The organism is Kitasatospora sp. NPDC088351 (genome assembly GCF_040685575.1).
In the GTDB taxonomy this organism is placed as follows: domain Bacteria; phylum Actinomycetota; class Actinomycetes; order Streptomycetales; family Streptomycetaceae; genus Kitasatospora.
The window spans coordinates 45440-61100 of sequence record NZ_JBFBIL010000021.1; the positions used below are offsets into that span (position 1 = coordinate 45440).

Consider the following 15661-nt stretch of genomic DNA (forward strand, 5'->3'; position numbering starts at 1 on the left):
GACCGGACCGGCAGCGGGGGCGGGCCCCGGCCGGATGTGTGCCCGGCCGGGGCCCGTCGCGACTACCGCACCATGGCGGCGAGCACGCTGCGCCAGTCCTCGCCGGGCTCCGGGCGGAGCAGGTCCGCCAGCGCCTCGGCCCGGTAGTGCCAGGGTCGCCGCAGCTCCGGTTCGGCGTCCGCCCGCAGCTCGACGGCGCTGGGCGAGCCGAGCAGCCGCACCAGCTCGGCCGCCAGCTCGGCCCAGGCCACCTGGCCGGTGACGGCGTTGACCGTCCGCCCGGACGCCCGGCCGGTCCCGTCGGCGCAGCCGACGACGGCCCGGGCGAGGGCGGCGGAGTGCACCCAGGAGGCGCCGTACCAGCCGTGGCCGTCCGCCGCCGGGGTGGGCAGCACGATCGGCCGGCCGGCCAGCGCGGCCTGGTAGAGCGCGCCGGTGGAGCCCCAGCGGAGCTGGTCGCGCAGCCGCCGGTGCGGGCCCCAGACGATCGGGGAACGCACCACCGTGCCCGCGCCGCGCCCGCCCGTCCCGGCGGCGGCCAGCAGGATCCGCTCGCAGTCCAGCTTGGTCTGCCCGTAGGGGCTGACCGGGGCCTCGGCCGGGGCGCCCTCGGGGACGTCGGCGGCGGCCGGTCGGCCGTAGGCGTCGACGCTGCTGACGAAGACGAACTCGCCGCCCCGCCAGCCGTCCACCAGGGTCCGCATGGCGGCGAGGTCGGTCCGGTGCTCGGTGAAGGTGCACGCGGCGTGGATGACGGCGTCGACGCCCTCGACCGCGCGGCGCAGGCTGTCGTGGTCGGCCAGGTCCCCCTCGGCGGCCTCGACCCCGTTCGCCGCCACCAGGTGCGCCGACTCGGGCCGGACCAGCGCCCGGACCGGGCGGCCCTGGGCGATCAGCTCCTGCAGGACGGCGGCGCCGACCCCGCCGGTGGCGCCGGTGAGCAGCACGGTGCCCGCCCGGGTGGTGCGGTGACGGGCGGCCGGCCGGGCGTGGCCGGTCGGCCGGGCGGCGGTGGCGGCGCGGCGCTCGGCGGCGCGGGTGTCGAGCAGCCCGGCCAGGGCGCGCGGGGTGCGCTGCTCCAGGACGTCGAGCCCGGTCAGCGGGAGGCCGGTGCGGGCCCGCAGCCGCTCCGCCAGCTGAACCGCCATCAGTGAGTGGCCGCCCAGGTGGAAGAAGTCCGCGTCCGCCGTCGGCCGGCCGCTCAGCAGTTCGCCGAAGACGGTCCGCACCGCCGCCAGCGCCCCGGACTCGCGGGCGGCGGGCGCGCCGGGCAGCCGGGCCCGGTCGACCGTGCCGTCGGGGTGCCGGGGCAGCGCGTCGACCAGGGTGACGGCGGCGGGGAGCCGGTCGGCCGGGAGGCGGTGGCGCAGGGCGGCGCGCAGCTCGGTGCCGCTCGGCGAGGCGGGGCCGCGGACCACCGCGTACGCGAGGGCCGGCCGGCCCTCGGCGGCCACCACGGCGGCCTCGACGATCCGGGGGTCGGCCAGCAGCGCGCCGACGGCGGGGTGGTCGGGCCCGGCCGCCGGTCCGCCTGTGCGGTCAGGACCGGACCAGCGACCAGGGGCGGCGGGCAGGCCGGCGAGGGGGCGGTCCGCGTCGGCCGCGACGGCCGTCAGCAGGTCGGCGAACCCGGTGAGCAGTCGGCCCGCGGCGGCCTCGTCGAGCGCCGCGACGTCGTGCTGGACGAGGCAGCGCGGCCGTGGGCCGTCCTCGACCAGCAGGGCGAGGCCGAACTTGGCGAGCCCGAGGTCGATGTCGACGGCCTCCGCCGCCAGGCCGGGCAGCGCGAGGGCCCCGGCCGGCCGGACGAGGTCGCAGCTGACGGCGAGCAGCGGATGGCCGCCCTCGCCCCGGGCGGCGGCCCCGAGCCGTTCGACGACCAGGTCGAACGGGACGTCGCGCCGTTCCTGCGCGTCGAGCAGGGCGCTCCGGACCCGGGTCAGCGCCTCGGTGAAGGTCGGCTCCCCGGAGAGGTCGGCCCGGACCGGCAGGGTGTTGACGCTCAGGCCGACCGTCCGGCGCAGCTCGGGCCGGGCGCGGTGGCCGCTGGCGCAGCCGACGGTGAGGTCGGGCTCGCCGGTGGCGAGGCGCAGGGTGGCGAAGGCCGCCGCCAGCACGACGGTGAACAGGGTGGCGCCGTGCCGGGTGCCGAGCCGCCGCAGGCCGTCCAGGGTCTCCGGAGTGAGCGGCGCGGTGTGCAGGGCGGCCGGCCGGGCACCCGGGCCGGGGGGGACGGGGCGCAGCAGCGGTACCGGCCGGGCACCGGTGAGCCGGGCGGCCCAGGTGTCGGCGGCGGCGGCGAGTTCGGCGGCGCGGGACCGCTCCCAGCGGGCGTAGTCGGCGTACTGCGGCCCGGCCGGGGGCAGGTCGGCGGGCTGCCCGGTGAGCGCGGCCCGGTACAGGGCGGCGAGGTCGGCGGCGAGCACGGGCAGTGAGCCGCCGTCGACGGCGATGTGGTGCAGCGTCAGCAGCAGGGTGTGGTCGTCCGGGCCGTGCCGCAGGAGCAGGGCCCGCAGGACCGGGCCGGCGGCGAGGTCGAACGGGCGCCCGGCCTCGGTGCGCAGCAGGGCGGGGGCGGCCTCGGGGGTGGCGGGCAGCACCGGGACGGGTACCGGGGTGGCCGGTGCTGCCTCCTGGTAGGGGTGGTCGCCCCGCTGCCCGTAGCGGGTGCGCAGGACGGCGTGGCGGGCGGTGAGCGCGGCGAGGGCGGCGGCCAGCGCCTCGGTGTCGAGCGGGCCGCGCAGGCGGGTGGCGAGCGGTACGTGGTAGCCGGCGCCGCCCTGGCCGAGGCGGTCCATCAGCCACATCCGCTGCTGGGCGTGCGAGAGCGGGACGGGGCCCTCGGCGGTCTGCCCGGCCGGAACGGAACCGGTCCGGGCGGAACCAGCTGGGGCGGGGGCGGTCCGGGCGGGACCGGCGCCGGCCCGTCGGCGGGCGAGCCGCAGCAGGTCGGCCTGCCGGGCGGCCTGGTCGGTGGCGGTCATCGGGCCGACTCCCCGTGCTCCCCGTGCTCCCCGTGCTGCACGTGCTGCACGTGCTGCACGGGGCCGGCGGCGGCCGCCTCGCCGTGGGCGGCGAGGAGGGCGCGTTCGATCAGGGCGGCCTGGGCGGCGACGGTGGGGTGGTCGAGGAACTCGGCGAGCGAGAGCTCCACGCCGAGGTCCTCCCGGAGGTCGTCGACCACCCACATGGCCAGCAGCGAGTGGCCGCCCTCGGCGAGGAAGTCGGCGTCCGGCGCGGTCACCGGGCGCTCCAGGGCCCGTGACCAGGCCTCGGCGACGGCCTGCTGGATGGGCGTCAGGAGGGCGGTGGCGGCCGGGCCGGTCCCGGCCGGCGGCTCGTCCGCGGCGAGCGCGCGGCGGTCGACCTTGCCGGTGCCGGTGAACGGCAGGGCGTCCAGCACGGTCCAGGCGGTGGGTACCAGGTGGGCCGGCAGCCGGTCGGCCAGCCGGCGGCGGAGCGTCTCGGCCACCGGCCGCGTGCCCTCGGCGGGGACGACGTACGCGGCGAGCACGGCGTCCTCCTGACCGGGGCGGCGGACCACGACCGCCGCCTCGGCGACCTCGGGGTCCTGCCGCAGGACGTGCTCGATCTCTCCGGGTTCGATCCGGAAGCCGCGGACCTTGACCTGGTCGTCGAGCCGGCCGTGGAACTCCAGGGTGCCGTCCGGGCGCTCCGAGACCAGGTCGCCGCTGCGGTAGGCCCGCCCGAGGCCGGGGATGTCCCGGAAGCGCTCCGCCGTCAGGTCCGGCCGGCCGAGGTAGCCGAGGGCCAGCCGGGCGCCGCCGATCCACAGCTCACCGCGGGTGCCGGGGGGCACCGGGGCCTGCCGCTCGTCCAGGACGACGGTGCGGGCCCCGCCGAACGGGCGGCCGATCGGCACCTGCCCGGTGCGGTCGGCCGGGCCGATCCGGTGCAGGGTGGTGATGGTGGTGGACTCGGTCGGCCCGTAGGCGTTGACCAGGTCGAGCCAGGGGAACGCCCGCAGCACGGTGGCCGCGTGCCCGGGCGACAGGGCCTCGCCGCCGACGAGCAGCGTGCGCAGCACCCCGAAGATCCGCGACTCGCGGGCGGCCAGCCGGTGGAAGAGGGCGGTGGTGAACAGGGCGGTGGTGACGCCGAACCGCTCGATGTCGCGGGCGAGTTCCTCGGCGGTGGGCCGCTCGGCGGGCGAGACCGCGACGGCGGCGCCGCGCACCAGCGGGGCCCAGAGCTCGAAGGTCGAGGCGTCGAAGGTGGCGGGCGAGTGGAAGAGCACGCGGTCGCCTGGGCCGAGCGCGATCGCGTCGGGGGCGGCGACCAGGTCGGCGACCGCGCCGTGCGGTACCTGGACGCCCTTGGGGCGGCCGGTGGAACCGGAGGTGTAGATCACCAGGGCGACCGCCGCCGGGCCGGTCACGGCCGGTGCCTCCGGGCTCTCGGGCGCCTCGAAGGCATCAGGGGAATCGAAGGCGTCAGGGGCGTCGGTGAGCCCGGCGGCGGCCAGCACGAGGACCTGGCCGGCCGGCAGACCGGCCTCCGCGAGCAGCGTCTTGTCGCCGAGGGTGAGCCGGACCCCGGCGTCCTCGATCATCGCGGCGGTGCGCGGACGCGGGTACGCCGGGTCCAGCGGCACGACGTGGCCGCCCGCCCACCAGACGGCGAGCTGGGCGACGACCAGGCGGGTGGAACGGGCGCAGAGCAGGCCGACGGCGCTGCCGGGGACGATCCCGCGCGCGGCCAGTTCACCGGCCAGCTGTCGTGCGGAAGTGATCAGTTGACGATACGTCAGGACAGTGGAGCCGTCCGTCACGGCGAGCGCCCGCGGACATCGGTCGGCCTGCCGGGCGATCAGGACGGGGACGGAGTCGGCCCCGGCAACGGAGCCGCCCGGCGCGGACAGGGCCGCGGGCCTGGCGGGTGCGGGCATGGTGGGTGCGGACATGGTGGTTCCCTTCCGGGCGCCCCGGCTTCGCGCCGGGGCGCCCTGCTACGGCGTGTGGTCAGGAGGCGGCGACGGCGCTCGGGCGTTTCTCCTCGACCAGCCGCCCGACGCCGCGCAGGTCGGGCTGGCGCAGCACCTGGGGGGCGCGCAGCCGGACCTCGTACTCCTCCTCCAGAGCCGCCAGCAGACGGGCGGCGGCGAGCGAATTGCCGCCCGCGTCGAGGAAGTTGTCCAGCGGACCGAGGTCGGGGCGGCCCAGCAGCTCCCGGCAGAGCCGCAGCACGGTCCGCTCGATGGGCGTGGCGCCCTCCTCGGCGGCCCCGGCGCCGCGGGTCTCCTCCTCGGCCGCGAGCAGGGCGGCCCGGTCGACCTTGCCGTTGGCGTCCAGCGGGAAGGCGTCGACCACCCGGACGACGGCCGGCACGGCCTGCTCCGGCAGCCAGGCCCGGACCTCCGGCAGCAGCTCGGCACCGGTCGGGCCGCCGGTGCCCAGACCGCCGTCACCCGGCGCCGGCTGGACGAAGGCGACCAGCTGGACCCCGCCCGCCCGGTCCTGCCTGGCCGCGACGACGGCCCGGCGGACCCTGGCGTCACGCTCGAACGCCGCCTCGACCTCGGCGGGTTCGATCCGGACGCCGCTGACCTTGACCTGGTCGTCGAGGCGGCCCAGGAACTCCAGCACGCCGTCCGGCCGCATCAGCACCCGGTCGCCGGTGCGGTAGACGCGGTCGGCGCCCTCCACCCCGTCCGGCGCGGGGACGAAGCGGCGGGCGGTGAGCTCCTCGTCCAGGTAGCCGAGGGAGAGGCAGCGGCCGCCGATCCACAGTTCACCGGAGTGTCCGCGCGGCACCGGCCGGCCGGCCCCGTCGGCGACCAGCAGCACCGCGCCGGGCACCGGCCGGCCGATCGGCGGCGCGCCGGTGCCGTGGTCGGCGCCGGGCGCCATGGTGTGCGTGGTGGTGACCACGGTGGCCTCGGCCGGCCCGTACATGTTGTGCACGGTGGCGGTGACGTCCGGGCCGGGGGCGCGGCGCAGCCGGTCGCCGCCGATGCCGAGGTGGCGCAGCGCCAGCCCGGTGGGCCAGGGCCGGTCGAGCACGGGTTCGGCCAGCGGGGTGGGCAGCACGCTGACGGTGACCCCCGCCGAGCGCCACCAGTCGGTGAGCGCGCCCCGGTCCCAGCGGACGGCTTCGGGGGCCACGACGAGGGCGGCGCCGGAGGTGAGGGTGGCCCAGAGCTCCTTCACGTGCGGGTCGAAGGCGACGCCGATCAGCAGGCTGTGCCGGTCGCCGGGGCCCAGGCCGGTGAGCTCGCGGTACCAGTGCAGCAGGGAGCCGAGGGAGGGCTCCCCGACGGCGACCGCCTTGGGGGTGCCGGTGGAGCCGGAGGTGAGGACGGCGTAGTGGGTGCCGGCCGGGGCGCCGACCGCGCCGGCCGGGGCCGGGGCGAAGGCGGCGACCACGGTGGGGTCGGCGACCGCCCCGGCGAGCGGGGCGGAGAGCGGGAGGTGCTCGCCCCCGGCGTGGGCGGGCGGCAGCAGCGCCGGGTCGCCGACCAGGCAGGCCAGTCGCAGGTTGCGGGCGACGGCCTGGAGCCGGCGTTCGCCGGGGCGCGGGCCGAGCGGCAGGTGGACGGCGCCGAGCCGGGCGACCGCCAGGGTGACGGCGACCAGCCCCGCCGAGTGGTCCAGGCAGACGCCGACCAGGTCGCCGGGACGCACCCGGTCGCGCAGGGAGTCGGCCAGCGTGTCGGCGAGGCGGTCGAGTTCGGCGTAGCTCCAGGTGCGCGCACCGTCGACGAGCGCCGGGGCGTCCGGGGTCCGGCGGACCCAGTCGGTGAAGAGGCCGAGCACGGCGCCGTCCTGGTGCGGGCGGCCGTACGCGACGCTGGAATCAACCTGATTGTTCGTCATATCGCGCCCTCCGGGCGGGTGGTGGTCGGCCGGCCCAGACCCATGGCCTGCGCGACGATCACCTTCTGGACCTCGGAGGTCCCCTCGATGATCGTCATCATCCGGACGTAGCGGTACAGGAACTCCAGCGGGTGCCCGCGCACCCAGCCGGTGGCGCCGTGCACCTGGAGCGAGCGGTCCACCGCGCGGACGGCGGTCTCGGAGGCGGTGAGCTTGGCGAGCGCCGCGTTCTCGGGCGCCTCGGTGCCGTCGTCGACCAGCCGGGCGCAGGCCAGGGTGAGCAGCTTGGCGGCCTCCACCTCGGCCCGGGTGCTCACCAGGTGCTCCTGGACGTGCTGGTAGCTCCCGATCCGTTCGCCGAAGGCCTGCCGTTCCCGGGCGTACTCGACGCCGAGCCGCAGCGCGTACTCGGCGACGCCGTTGCACATCGCGGCGACCACCAGGCGGCCCCGGGAGAGGCTCTCCATGGCGAGGGCCGTGGCGGCGCCGACACCCCCGGCGCCGCCGATCACCGCGTCCATCGGCACCCGGACCCGGTCGAGCGTCAGCTCGAACAGCGGCTCGCCGGACATGCCCTCGTACCGCTGGCCGATCCGCAGTCCCGGCTGGTCCATCGGGAGGGCGAAGGCGGTGGCTCCGGCGGTCGGGCCGGCGCCCCGCCCGAGGTCGGTGGCGGTGACGACGAGGGCGAGGTCGGCGCGGTCGGCGTTGCTGACGAAGGTCTTGCGGCCGTCGATCACCCAGCCGTCGCCGTCGCGGACGGCGGTGGTGGTGAGCCGGAACGCGTCGGATCCGGCGTGCGGTTCGGTGAGGGCCAGGCAGCGGGCCGCCTCGCCCCGCACCAGCGGCAGCAGCCAGCGCTCGATCTGCTCGGGCGTGCCGTGCCGCAGCAGCGGGCTCGGGCCGTCCGAACCGGCCAGCGCGTACGGCGCCAGCGGGCAGCCGCTGCGGCCCGCCGCGTGGTGCAGCAGCACCACGGCCGTGAACGGCATGCCGGAGCCGCCGAGTTCCTCCGGGTAGTCGCCGGCGTAGAAGCCGAGCGCGGCCGAGCGCTTGCGGACGTACGCGCGCAGCTCGGCGGGCGGCTGGTCGGCGGTCTCGGGCAGTTCGGCGGCCAGCGGGACGAGTTCGCGGCGGACGAAGCTCTCGAACGCGTCGACCAGTTCGCGGTGGTCGCGTTCCAGGACGGCGGAGGGTGCGGCGTTCACCGGGCGCCTCCGGTCAGGGCGCGGGCCTGGTCGGCGAGGACGGGGTGCTGGAACAGCGTGCGCAGCGCCGGTCGGCCGCCCAGGTGCGGCTCCAGCCAGGCGGCCAGCCGGGCGGCGAGCAGCGAGTGGCCGCCGACCTCGAAGAAGTGCGAGTCGGCGGTGAAGCGGTCGTGGCCGAGCACCTCGCGCCAGGCCTCGGCGACCAGGTGCTGGCCGGGGTCGGCGAAGGCGGTGGCCGTCGGCGCGGTCCGCTCGCCGGGGGCGGGCAGTTCGGCGGCGATCCGGGCGAGGGCGGCCCGGTCGGGCTTGCCGCCGGGCAGGGTCGGCATGGTGTCCAGCGCCGTCCAGACGGCCGGGACGAGCCCGCCGGGCAGCCGCAGCGCGAGGGCGGCGTGCAGCGCGGCCTGGTCGGGCTGTCCGGTGCCCTCCAGGAACCCGAGCAGACGGGGGCCGACGTCCTGCCCCTGCCCCTGACTCTGCTCCCGGTCCCGGTCCTGGTCCTGGTCCTGGTCCTGGTGCAGCACCACCGCGCAGGACCGGCCGCCGAGTTCGGCCGAGGCGGCCGCCTCGATCTCCTCCAGCTCGATCCGGTGACCGCGGAGCTTGACCTGGTTGTCCCGGCGGCCGAGGAACCAGAGCCGGCCGGTCAGGTCGCGGTACCCGCGGTCGCCGGTGCGGTACACCCGCTCGCCGCCGAGCGCCGGCACCGCGACGAACCGGGCGTCCGTGAGATCGGGGAGGCCGAGGTAGCCGTCGGCCAGCGCGGCGCCGCCGACCGCCAGCTCACCGACGCACCCGGCGGGCAGCGGCTGGAGCCCCTCGTCCACGACGTGCACCCGCACGCCCGGCAGCTCGACGCCGAGCGGGATCTCGGCGTCCCCGGCCAGGTCGGCCGCGGTGACCTCGTGCACGGTGGAGGTGACGGTCGCCTCGGTGACGCCGTAGGCGTTCAGCACCGTGGTGGCGGTGCCGTCGGTCAGACCGCGCAGCGCCCGGGCGGGCAGCCGCTCACCGCCCAGCACGAGCAGCCGCGGGGACCACCGCCCGTCCGCCAGCGCCTCCCGCAGGTCCTCCCGGACGGCCAGGAAGTAACTGGTCGGCAGGTTGGCGACGGTGACGCCGCGGGCGGCCAGCACCGCGACCAGCTCCGGCCCGGTCGGCACCTCGCGCTGCGGCAGGACGAGGGTGGCGCCGGCCGCCAGCGAGGGCAGTACCTCCTCCAGCGCCACGTCGAAGGAGGGCCGGGCGAACAGCAGCACCCGGTCGGCGGGGCTCAGCCCGTACCGGCGGGCGAGGGCGGCGACCCAGCCGGCCAGCGCGTCCCGGCCGACCAGCACCGGCTTGGGCACACCGGTCGAGCCCGAGGTGTGGATCAGGTACGCGGCGCCGTCGAGCACCGCGGCCGGCTCCGCCTTCGGGAACGCCGGACCGTCCAGCAGCGCCGGGGTGACGCCCTCGGCGGGCAGGGCGAGCGCGCTCTGCCGGGTGGCCAGGACGAGGGCGGGGCTCAGCCGTTCCAGCAGCAGGCCGAGGCGGGCCGCCGGGTCCTCGGCGGACAGCGGGGCGTACACCGCGCCGTGGCGCAGACAGGCGAGCAGGGCGACCACGCTGTCCACCCCGCGCGGCAGCACGGCGGCCACCGGCTGGCCGGGGGTCACTCCGGCGGCGCTCAGCCGGTCGGCGAGCGCGCCGACCCGGCGGTCGAGGTCGCCGTAGGTGAGCCGCTCGGCGCCGGCGACCAGGGCGAGCGCGGCCGGGTCCTGCGCCGCGGCCGGGTCGAGGACGACGGGGGCGGCGGCCTCGACCACGGGCCCGGCGGCGGGAACGGGCCCGGCCGCCAGCTCGGCCAGGGCCGCCTGCGGCCGGTCGAGGTAGCAGCGCAGCAGCTCCAGCAGGCGTTCGGCCAGCAGCCCGGCGGTCTCCTCGCCGAAGAGGTCCGCGTCGTAGTCCCAGACCAGGGTCATCCCGGCGGCGCCGTGCTTCTCGCCGACCACCCGGCGGTCGTCCGGCAGCAGCACCAGGTCCAGGTCGAAGCGGGTGGTGCCGGTGTTGAAGCCCTCGTACAGCGAGACCTCCAGGCCCGGCGCCTGGACATCGGGCAGCGCCGCGTCGTGCGCGCTGAACATCACGCTGAACAGCGGGTTGTCCGCCCCGGTGGTGTGCAGCCCGAGCAGCCGCGTCAGCTCCTGGACCGGCACGTCCTGGTGGGGCAGGGCGCGGAGCAGGACGTCGGTCGCCTCGTCCACCGCCTCGGTGCCGGGCGCGGCCGGGTCCAGCCGCAGCCGCAGCGGCACCGTGTTGACGAACATGCCGACGGTGCCCTCGAAGCCGGGCGGCCGGTTGCCGACGGCGGTGCCGACCACCAGCTCCCGGTGGCCGCTGTGGCGGCGCAGCAGCTCGGCGAAGAGGGTGAGGAGGGTGCTGAACGGCGTGTGGCCGTCCTGCCGGCCGCGGTCGCGCAGCCGCTCGGCCAGGTCGGCGCCGATCGACTGGCGCAGCTGGCCGCCCCGGTGGCGGCGGACCGCCCCCGGGCGGGCCAGCCCGGGCAGGGCCAGGGCGAGCGGGGCGTCCGTCAGCTCGCGGCGCCAGAACTCCAGGCCGCGGGCACGGTCCCCGTCCCGGGAGCCGTCGGTGCCGGTCCGGACGTGCTCCTCGTAGGAGGGGGCGGCGGGCAGTTCGGCCGGCTCGCCGAGGACGTGCCCGCGGTAGACCGTGAACAGGTCGCGCAGCAGGATCGCGAACGAGTGCCCGTCGTGGACCAGGTGGTGTTCGACGTGGATCAGCCGGTGGTGGTCCTCGCCGAGCCGGACGAGGTGCCAGCGCAGCAGGGGCGCCTGCGTGGTGTCCAGCGGCTCCTCGGCCTCGGCGGCGAGCAGCGCGCGGAAGGCGCCTTCGGGGTCGGCCTCGCCGGAGAGGTCGCTGGTGCGCAGCCGCGGTTCGGTCCGGGCGCCGACCCGCTGGCCGGGCACGCCCTCCGGCCGGGCGACGAGCTCCAGCCGGAGGCCGGGGTGGTGGGCGAGCACGGCGGTGAGCCCGGCGCGCAGCGCGTCGGGGTCGAGCGCGCCCCAGAGGTCGAGGGCGGCGGTGAAGTTGTAGGCGCGGCTGCCCGGCAGCATCTGCTCGTGCAGCCAGACGATCTCCTGCGAGGAGGAGAGAGCGAACATGGACGGTCCCTTGGCTGTGGCGGGTGGGTGTTCGTTCGGGATCGGACGGCGGGCGGGCGTGGTGGACCCGCCCCTCGGGTCGGTGCGGGCGCCGGGGGTGGTGGCGCCGGACACCGGTGGTTCGGGCGGACGGTGGTCGCGGGCGGACGGAGGGTCGGAGGGAGGCGGGCGCGCCCGGGTGGGCTCAGGCGGCGCCCAGGTGGTGGCGGAGCGTGGACAGCAGCGCCTCGAACGCGGCCTCGGCGGCGGCGTCCGGGCAACGGTCGCGGTCCCAGGCGAGGCGGACCAGCAGGTCGTCCCCGTGCGAGGCCGAGACCGCGAGCGGGGCGGCGAGCGGCCGCCCGGCCAGGTGGGTCTCCCGGCCCGCCGTCCCGGCGAGCACCAGCGGCGGGCGCCGGTCCAGGTCCTCGAAGGTCAGCGCCGCGTCCAGGGCTCCCGTCCAGGGCGCCCCGGCGGACCGGACGGCGCGCACCAGCTCGTCGAACGGGGTGTCGGCGTGGTCGAGGTCGTCCCACCAGGCGGCGCCGAGCGCGCCGAGGTCGCCGGCCGTTCCGGCGGCGGCCGGGTGCACCAGGGTGTTCAGGAAGCAGCCGAGGACCGGCGGCGCACCGGGCGGACGGCCGCCCCACGGGTAGCCGAGCGCGAGCGCGCGGTCCGGGCGGAACGCCCGGTGCGCGGCGACCGAGACGGCGTCCAGCAGGGCGGGGAAGAGCGCGGCGCGGGCCGCGCCGGTCACGGCGGGCAGCCGGTGGACGACCATGCCGGTGGGGCGCGGCGCCGCGCCGCAGGGCGCCGGGCCGCCGCTCAGTCCGCCGAGCCGGGCGGCCCAGTGGGCGTGCGCGGCGGGGCTCGCGGCGGCGGCCTCGGCGGCCAGCTGAAGCTCCACCGCCTCCCGGTAGGCGGCCAGGCCGTCGGCGGCCGGCCCCGGCCCGGACAGCCGCCCGTCCTCCGCGGTCTCCGTGGCCGCTGTGACCGCCGCGCCGTCCGCCGTGTAGGCCGCGCCGAGTTCCGCCGTGGCGAGGCCGAGCGACTGTTCGTCACAGACCGCGTGGTCCAGCGCGAGCGCCAGCAGTTCCTCGTCGTCGTCCGGCCCGGCCGCGAGCAGCAGGCGCAGCGCCGGCCCGTCGGCCGGCCAGTCGAGCAGGGCGCGGCGCAGCGCCTCCCGCGCCGTGTCGCCGGGCCCGACCGTCACCCGGGCCACCTCGACGGACGGTTCGCCGAGCCGCAGCACGGGCGTGCCGCGGACGGTCGCGAAGCCGCCGCGAAGCGCCGGGTGGCGGGACGCCAGCCGGGTGGCGGCACGGCGCAGCCGGGGCAGGTCCACGGCGCCGCGCGGATAGCCGAAGAACAGCGGCACGACGTCCGGGCGGCCCTGCGGGTCGAGCCGGCGGGAGATCAGGAAGCGGCGCTGGGCTCCGGTGAGCGGAAGCAGGCCGGCCGGCCCGCCGGAGGCGGCGACGGACCGGTACCGGGCGAGGTAGGCGGCGGTGATGCTGGGCTGCACGGAAGGGTGCCCGCTTTCGGTTCGAGGCGTGTCGGGGCGTGTAAAGGCGTGTCGGGGCGGCCACCGGGCCGTCCGGCGGCACGCGGCCGGTCGGAGTCGGCGGGCGGGCGGCTCAGCGGATGTGGCCGGTGAACGTGGTCAGTGGGCAGGTCCCGCCCCGTCGGCGCCGGTCGCCGGCCCGGCCACGGTCTCGGCCACCGGCCCGGTCTCGGGCCCGGCCGCCCCGGAATCCGCCGGCCCCGCCCCGTCCGCCCCACCGGTCGGCAGCTCCCGCAGGCCGCGCAGCGGCGACAGCAGCAGCGGCACCGGGACGGCCAGGAACCCGACGGCGCAGACCCAGAGGGCCGTCCGCGGCCCGGCCGCGGCGGCGACGGCGCCCCCGGCCAGGGCGCCCAGCGGCAGGGTGCCCCAGACCAGGAAGCGCATGGTGGCGTTCATCCGGCCGAGCAGCTCGGGCGGGCAGACGCTCTGGCGGAAGCTCACCTGGGCGACGTTGTAGACCACCGCGCCGAACAGCACCACCCCCGAGCCCAGCCCGAACAGCACCGCCCCCGCTCCCCCGCCGGACAGCGGCCAGAGCATCGCGAACGGCGCCGTGGCAACCGCCGAGAGCCAGATCAGCCGGGCCTGGCCGACCCGCCCGGCCAGCCACCCCGCGCACAGCGCGCCGGCCAGGCCGCCGACGGCCGAGACCGAGAGCAGCGCGCCGATGGCGGCGGGCGAGAGCTCCAGCACCCTGACCCAGAAGACGGTCTGAACGGCCATCAGCACGGCGCCGAAGAGGTTGGAGACGGCGGTGGCGGTGGCGATCGCCCGCAGCAGCGGGTGCCGCAGCACGAACCGGACGCCTTCGGCGACCTCCGCGCGCAGCGACCGCCCGGGCACCGGCCGGGGCGCGGGTTCCTCGGTCCGGATACCGGACAGCAGCACCGCCGAGGCCAGGTAGCCGACCGCGTCCGCGGCGATCGCGAGCGGCGCGCCGAGCAGCTGGACCAGCCCGCCGCCCAGTCCTGGGCCGGCCACCTGGGCGGAGGAGCGGACGGTCTCGATCGCCCCGTTGCCGCCGACCAGGTGCTCGCGCGGGAGCAGCGCGGGCAGGAAGGACTGGTGGGCCACGTCGAAGAAGACCGTGGCCACCCCGGTGACCAGGGCCACCAGGTAGAGCTGGGTCATCGTCAGCACGCCGAGCGCGGCGGCCGCCGGGATCGACCCGACGGCGAGGCAGCGCACCACGTCCGCGCGGATCAGTACGGGCCGTTTGCGCGTCCGGTCGAGCCAGGCGCCCGCGGGCAGGCCGACCAGCAGGAAGGCGGCGGTCTCGGCGGCGGTCAGCAGACCGACCTGGAACGGTGTGGCGTCCAGCTCCAGGACCGCCGCCAGCGGGAGCGCGACCAGGGTCACCTGGCTGCCCACCTGGGCGGCGGCGGCGCCGGAGAGCAGGAGGCGGAAGTCGCGGTGGCCCAGCAGGCGGTCCCGTGCCGGACGACGAGGAATGTCGTTCATCAGTACGACTCTCGGTGACGGATCCGATACGGAGCAACCGGCGGGAATGTTTCCGGACGCCTCCCGGAACGGCCGGATCGCGCCACCGTCCCCAGCTGCCCCAGGGGTCGCCTCCGCCCCAGCCGCCCCACCGGGGCCGTCCGCGCCGCCGGGACCAGCAAGGTCATGACTTGGCAAAGGAAACGGCCCGACGCCCAACAGCGGGTCCGATATTCGGACATGTGTGTTCACGCCACCGGACACACTCCCGCAACTTGGCCGGATCCGGTGAATCCCTGACGGAGCATCATCCTCCGCTGGCGCTGCCGTGATACCGGCGCACGCCCGCGCGAGCGCCCCCGGCCGCATCCCGAACGTGCGGCTGTCTGGCCGTCAACTGCCTCCCCGACCTACCATGTTGGTGGTCGGAGGAGGTGGCGCCGGTGGCACGCGGAGACGGGGAGCCCGGATGGCGACTGGAGGCCGCGGTCGCCTGGGCGCTCAGGAACTCGGACGGTGTGATCGCCTTCTGCGGCGCCCTGGTCGTCGGACTCCTCGACATGCTCGGGGGCGCCATCGACGACAACGTCGTCTCCGGGGCCACCCTGCTGGTGCTGGCGGCGGTGGTCTACGGATCGCTGGCCGAGCGCAAGCGGCGGATCACCGACATCCGGGAGGCGACGGCCGGCGCCAGGCAGGCGCTGGACAGCCTGGCCTCGGTGCGCGAGCTGGCCGGCGTGGACCTCGAACGGGCCCTGGAGCTGGCGCGACAGGACACCGACCGCTGGGTGTTCAAGGGCGGCACCGGCACCTACCTGCGGGCCGTCACCCTGCCCGAGTGCGTGCGCGAGGCGCAGCGCAGGCGCCGTTCCCTCACCGTCAAGATCGACATCGTGCACCCCGGAGACGAGCGGGCCTGCGCCTCCTACGCGCGGTTCCGGCAGACCTTCGGCCACCGGCCGGAGGTCCTGCCCGCCGACGGCTGGAGCGTGGAGCGCACCCGCAAGGAGTCGTACGCCACGGTGTTCGCCGCGTGCTGGTACCGGCAGCGGCTCGACACCCTGGAGATCGACGTCCACCTCTCCGCCGTCGTCCCGACGCTGCGCTTCGACCTCTCCGCCTCGTGCCTGATCATCACCCAGGACGATCCGCGCCGGGTCAGCCTGTACGTGGAGCGCGGCCGTCCCCTGTACGACTACTACCTCACCGAGCTGCACCACTACCGGGAGCAGGCCGTCAAGCTCGACCTGCGGGACACCGAGCCGCTCAGCGACGACCCGACCGTCGACGAGGCCCGGCGCCTCTTCGAGCAGCTCCGGCTCCCGCTCCCCGCGGCCTTCGCCGACCGGGACGTCAGCGACATCATCGACCGGGCGCTGCGCGCGGAGAACCCCTACCGCAGGTAGGGCTTGTCTGACAATTCCCGCCGCGCCGCGAACTGTCGGACAAGCCCCAGCCCTCGAAGGC

At 77.4% G+C, this 15661-nt stretch carries 8 protein-coding genes; 1 reads left to right on the forward strand and 7 read right to left on the reverse strand.

Annotated features, from left to right (window positions below):
- Positions 1–62 precede the first annotated feature (62 nt).
- The 7 genes from AB0P06_RS17375 to AB0P06_RS17405 form a co-directional block, all read right to left on the reverse strand.
- Positions 63–2984, reverse strand: a complete 2922-nt coding sequence (locus AB0P06_RS17375) for a condensation domain-containing protein (protein ID WP_363608144.1) — start codon at positions 2982–2984, stop codon at positions 63–65.
- Positions 2981–4924, reverse strand: a complete 1944-nt coding sequence (locus AB0P06_RS17380) for a non-ribosomal peptide synthetase (protein ID WP_363608145.1) — start codon at positions 4922–4924, stop codon at positions 2981–2983. Before AB0P06_RS17380 ends, AB0P06_RS17375 begins: the two co-directional genes overlap by 4 nt.
- A 58-nt stretch (positions 4925–4982) precedes the next feature.
- Positions 4983–6836 (reverse strand): amino acid adenylation domain-containing protein, encoded by a 1854-nt coding sequence (locus AB0P06_RS17385; protein ID WP_363608146.1) that lies wholly within the window; start codon positions 6834–6836, stop codon positions 4983–4985.
- Positions 6833–8044, reverse strand: coding sequence for an acyl-CoA dehydrogenase family protein (locus AB0P06_RS17390; protein ID WP_363608147.1), 1212 nt, complete (start codon positions 8042–8044; stop codon positions 6833–6835). Before AB0P06_RS17390 ends, AB0P06_RS17385 begins: the two co-directional genes overlap by 4 nt.
- Positions 8041–11208 (reverse strand): amino acid adenylation domain-containing protein, encoded by a 3168-nt coding sequence (locus tag AB0P06_RS17395; RefSeq protein ID WP_363608148.1) that lies wholly within the window; start codon positions 11206–11208, stop codon positions 8041–8043. The genes AB0P06_RS17390 and AB0P06_RS17395 overlap by 4 nt, the downstream gene beginning before the upstream one ends.
- A 184-nt stretch (positions 11209–11392) precedes the next feature.
- On the reverse strand, positions 11393–12712 hold the full coding sequence (locus tag AB0P06_RS17400) for a non-ribosomal peptide synthetase (protein ID WP_363608149.1): 1320 nt from the start codon (positions 12710–12712) through the stop codon (positions 11393–11395).
- Positions 12713–12850: 138 nt separating this feature from the next.
- Positions 12851–14215 carry an MFS transporter gene (locus AB0P06_RS17405; protein ID WP_363608150.1) on the reverse strand — a complete coding sequence of 455 codons (1365 nt, stop codon included), beginning with the start codon at positions 14213–14215 and terminating at the stop codon, positions 12851–12853.
- 422 nt (positions 14216–14637) lie between these two features.
- Here AB0P06_RS17405 and AB0P06_RS17410 point away from each other — a divergent pair, with 422 nt between their 5' ends.
- Positions 14638–15600: a hypothetical protein gene (locus tag AB0P06_RS17410; RefSeq protein ID WP_363608151.1), complete on the forward strand. Its 963-nt coding sequence runs from the start codon at positions 14638–14640 to the stop codon at positions 15598–15600.
- Positions 15601–15661: the final 61 nt, after the last annotated feature.

Coding starts and splice junctions, on each gene's coding strand:
- AB0P06_RS17380 (WP_363608145.1), bottom strand. CDS start 4,924: ATGTCCGCACCCACCATGCCCGCACCCGCCAGGCCCGCGGCCCTGTCC.
- AB0P06_RS17395 (WP_363608148.1), bottom strand. CDS start 11,208: ATGTTCGCTCTCTCCTCCTCGCAGGAGATCGTCTGGCTGCACGAGCAG.
- AB0P06_RS17375 (WP_363608144.1), bottom strand. CDS start 2,984: ATGACCGCCACCGACCAGGCCGCCCGGCAGGCCGACCTGCTGCGGCTC.
- AB0P06_RS17385 (WP_363608146.1), bottom strand. CDS start 6,836: ATGACGAACAATCAGGTTGATTCCAGCGTCGCGTACGGCCGCCCGCAC.
- AB0P06_RS17405 (WP_363608150.1), bottom strand. CDS start 14,215: ATGAACGACATTCCTCGTCGTCCGGCACGGGACCGCCTGCTGGGCCAC.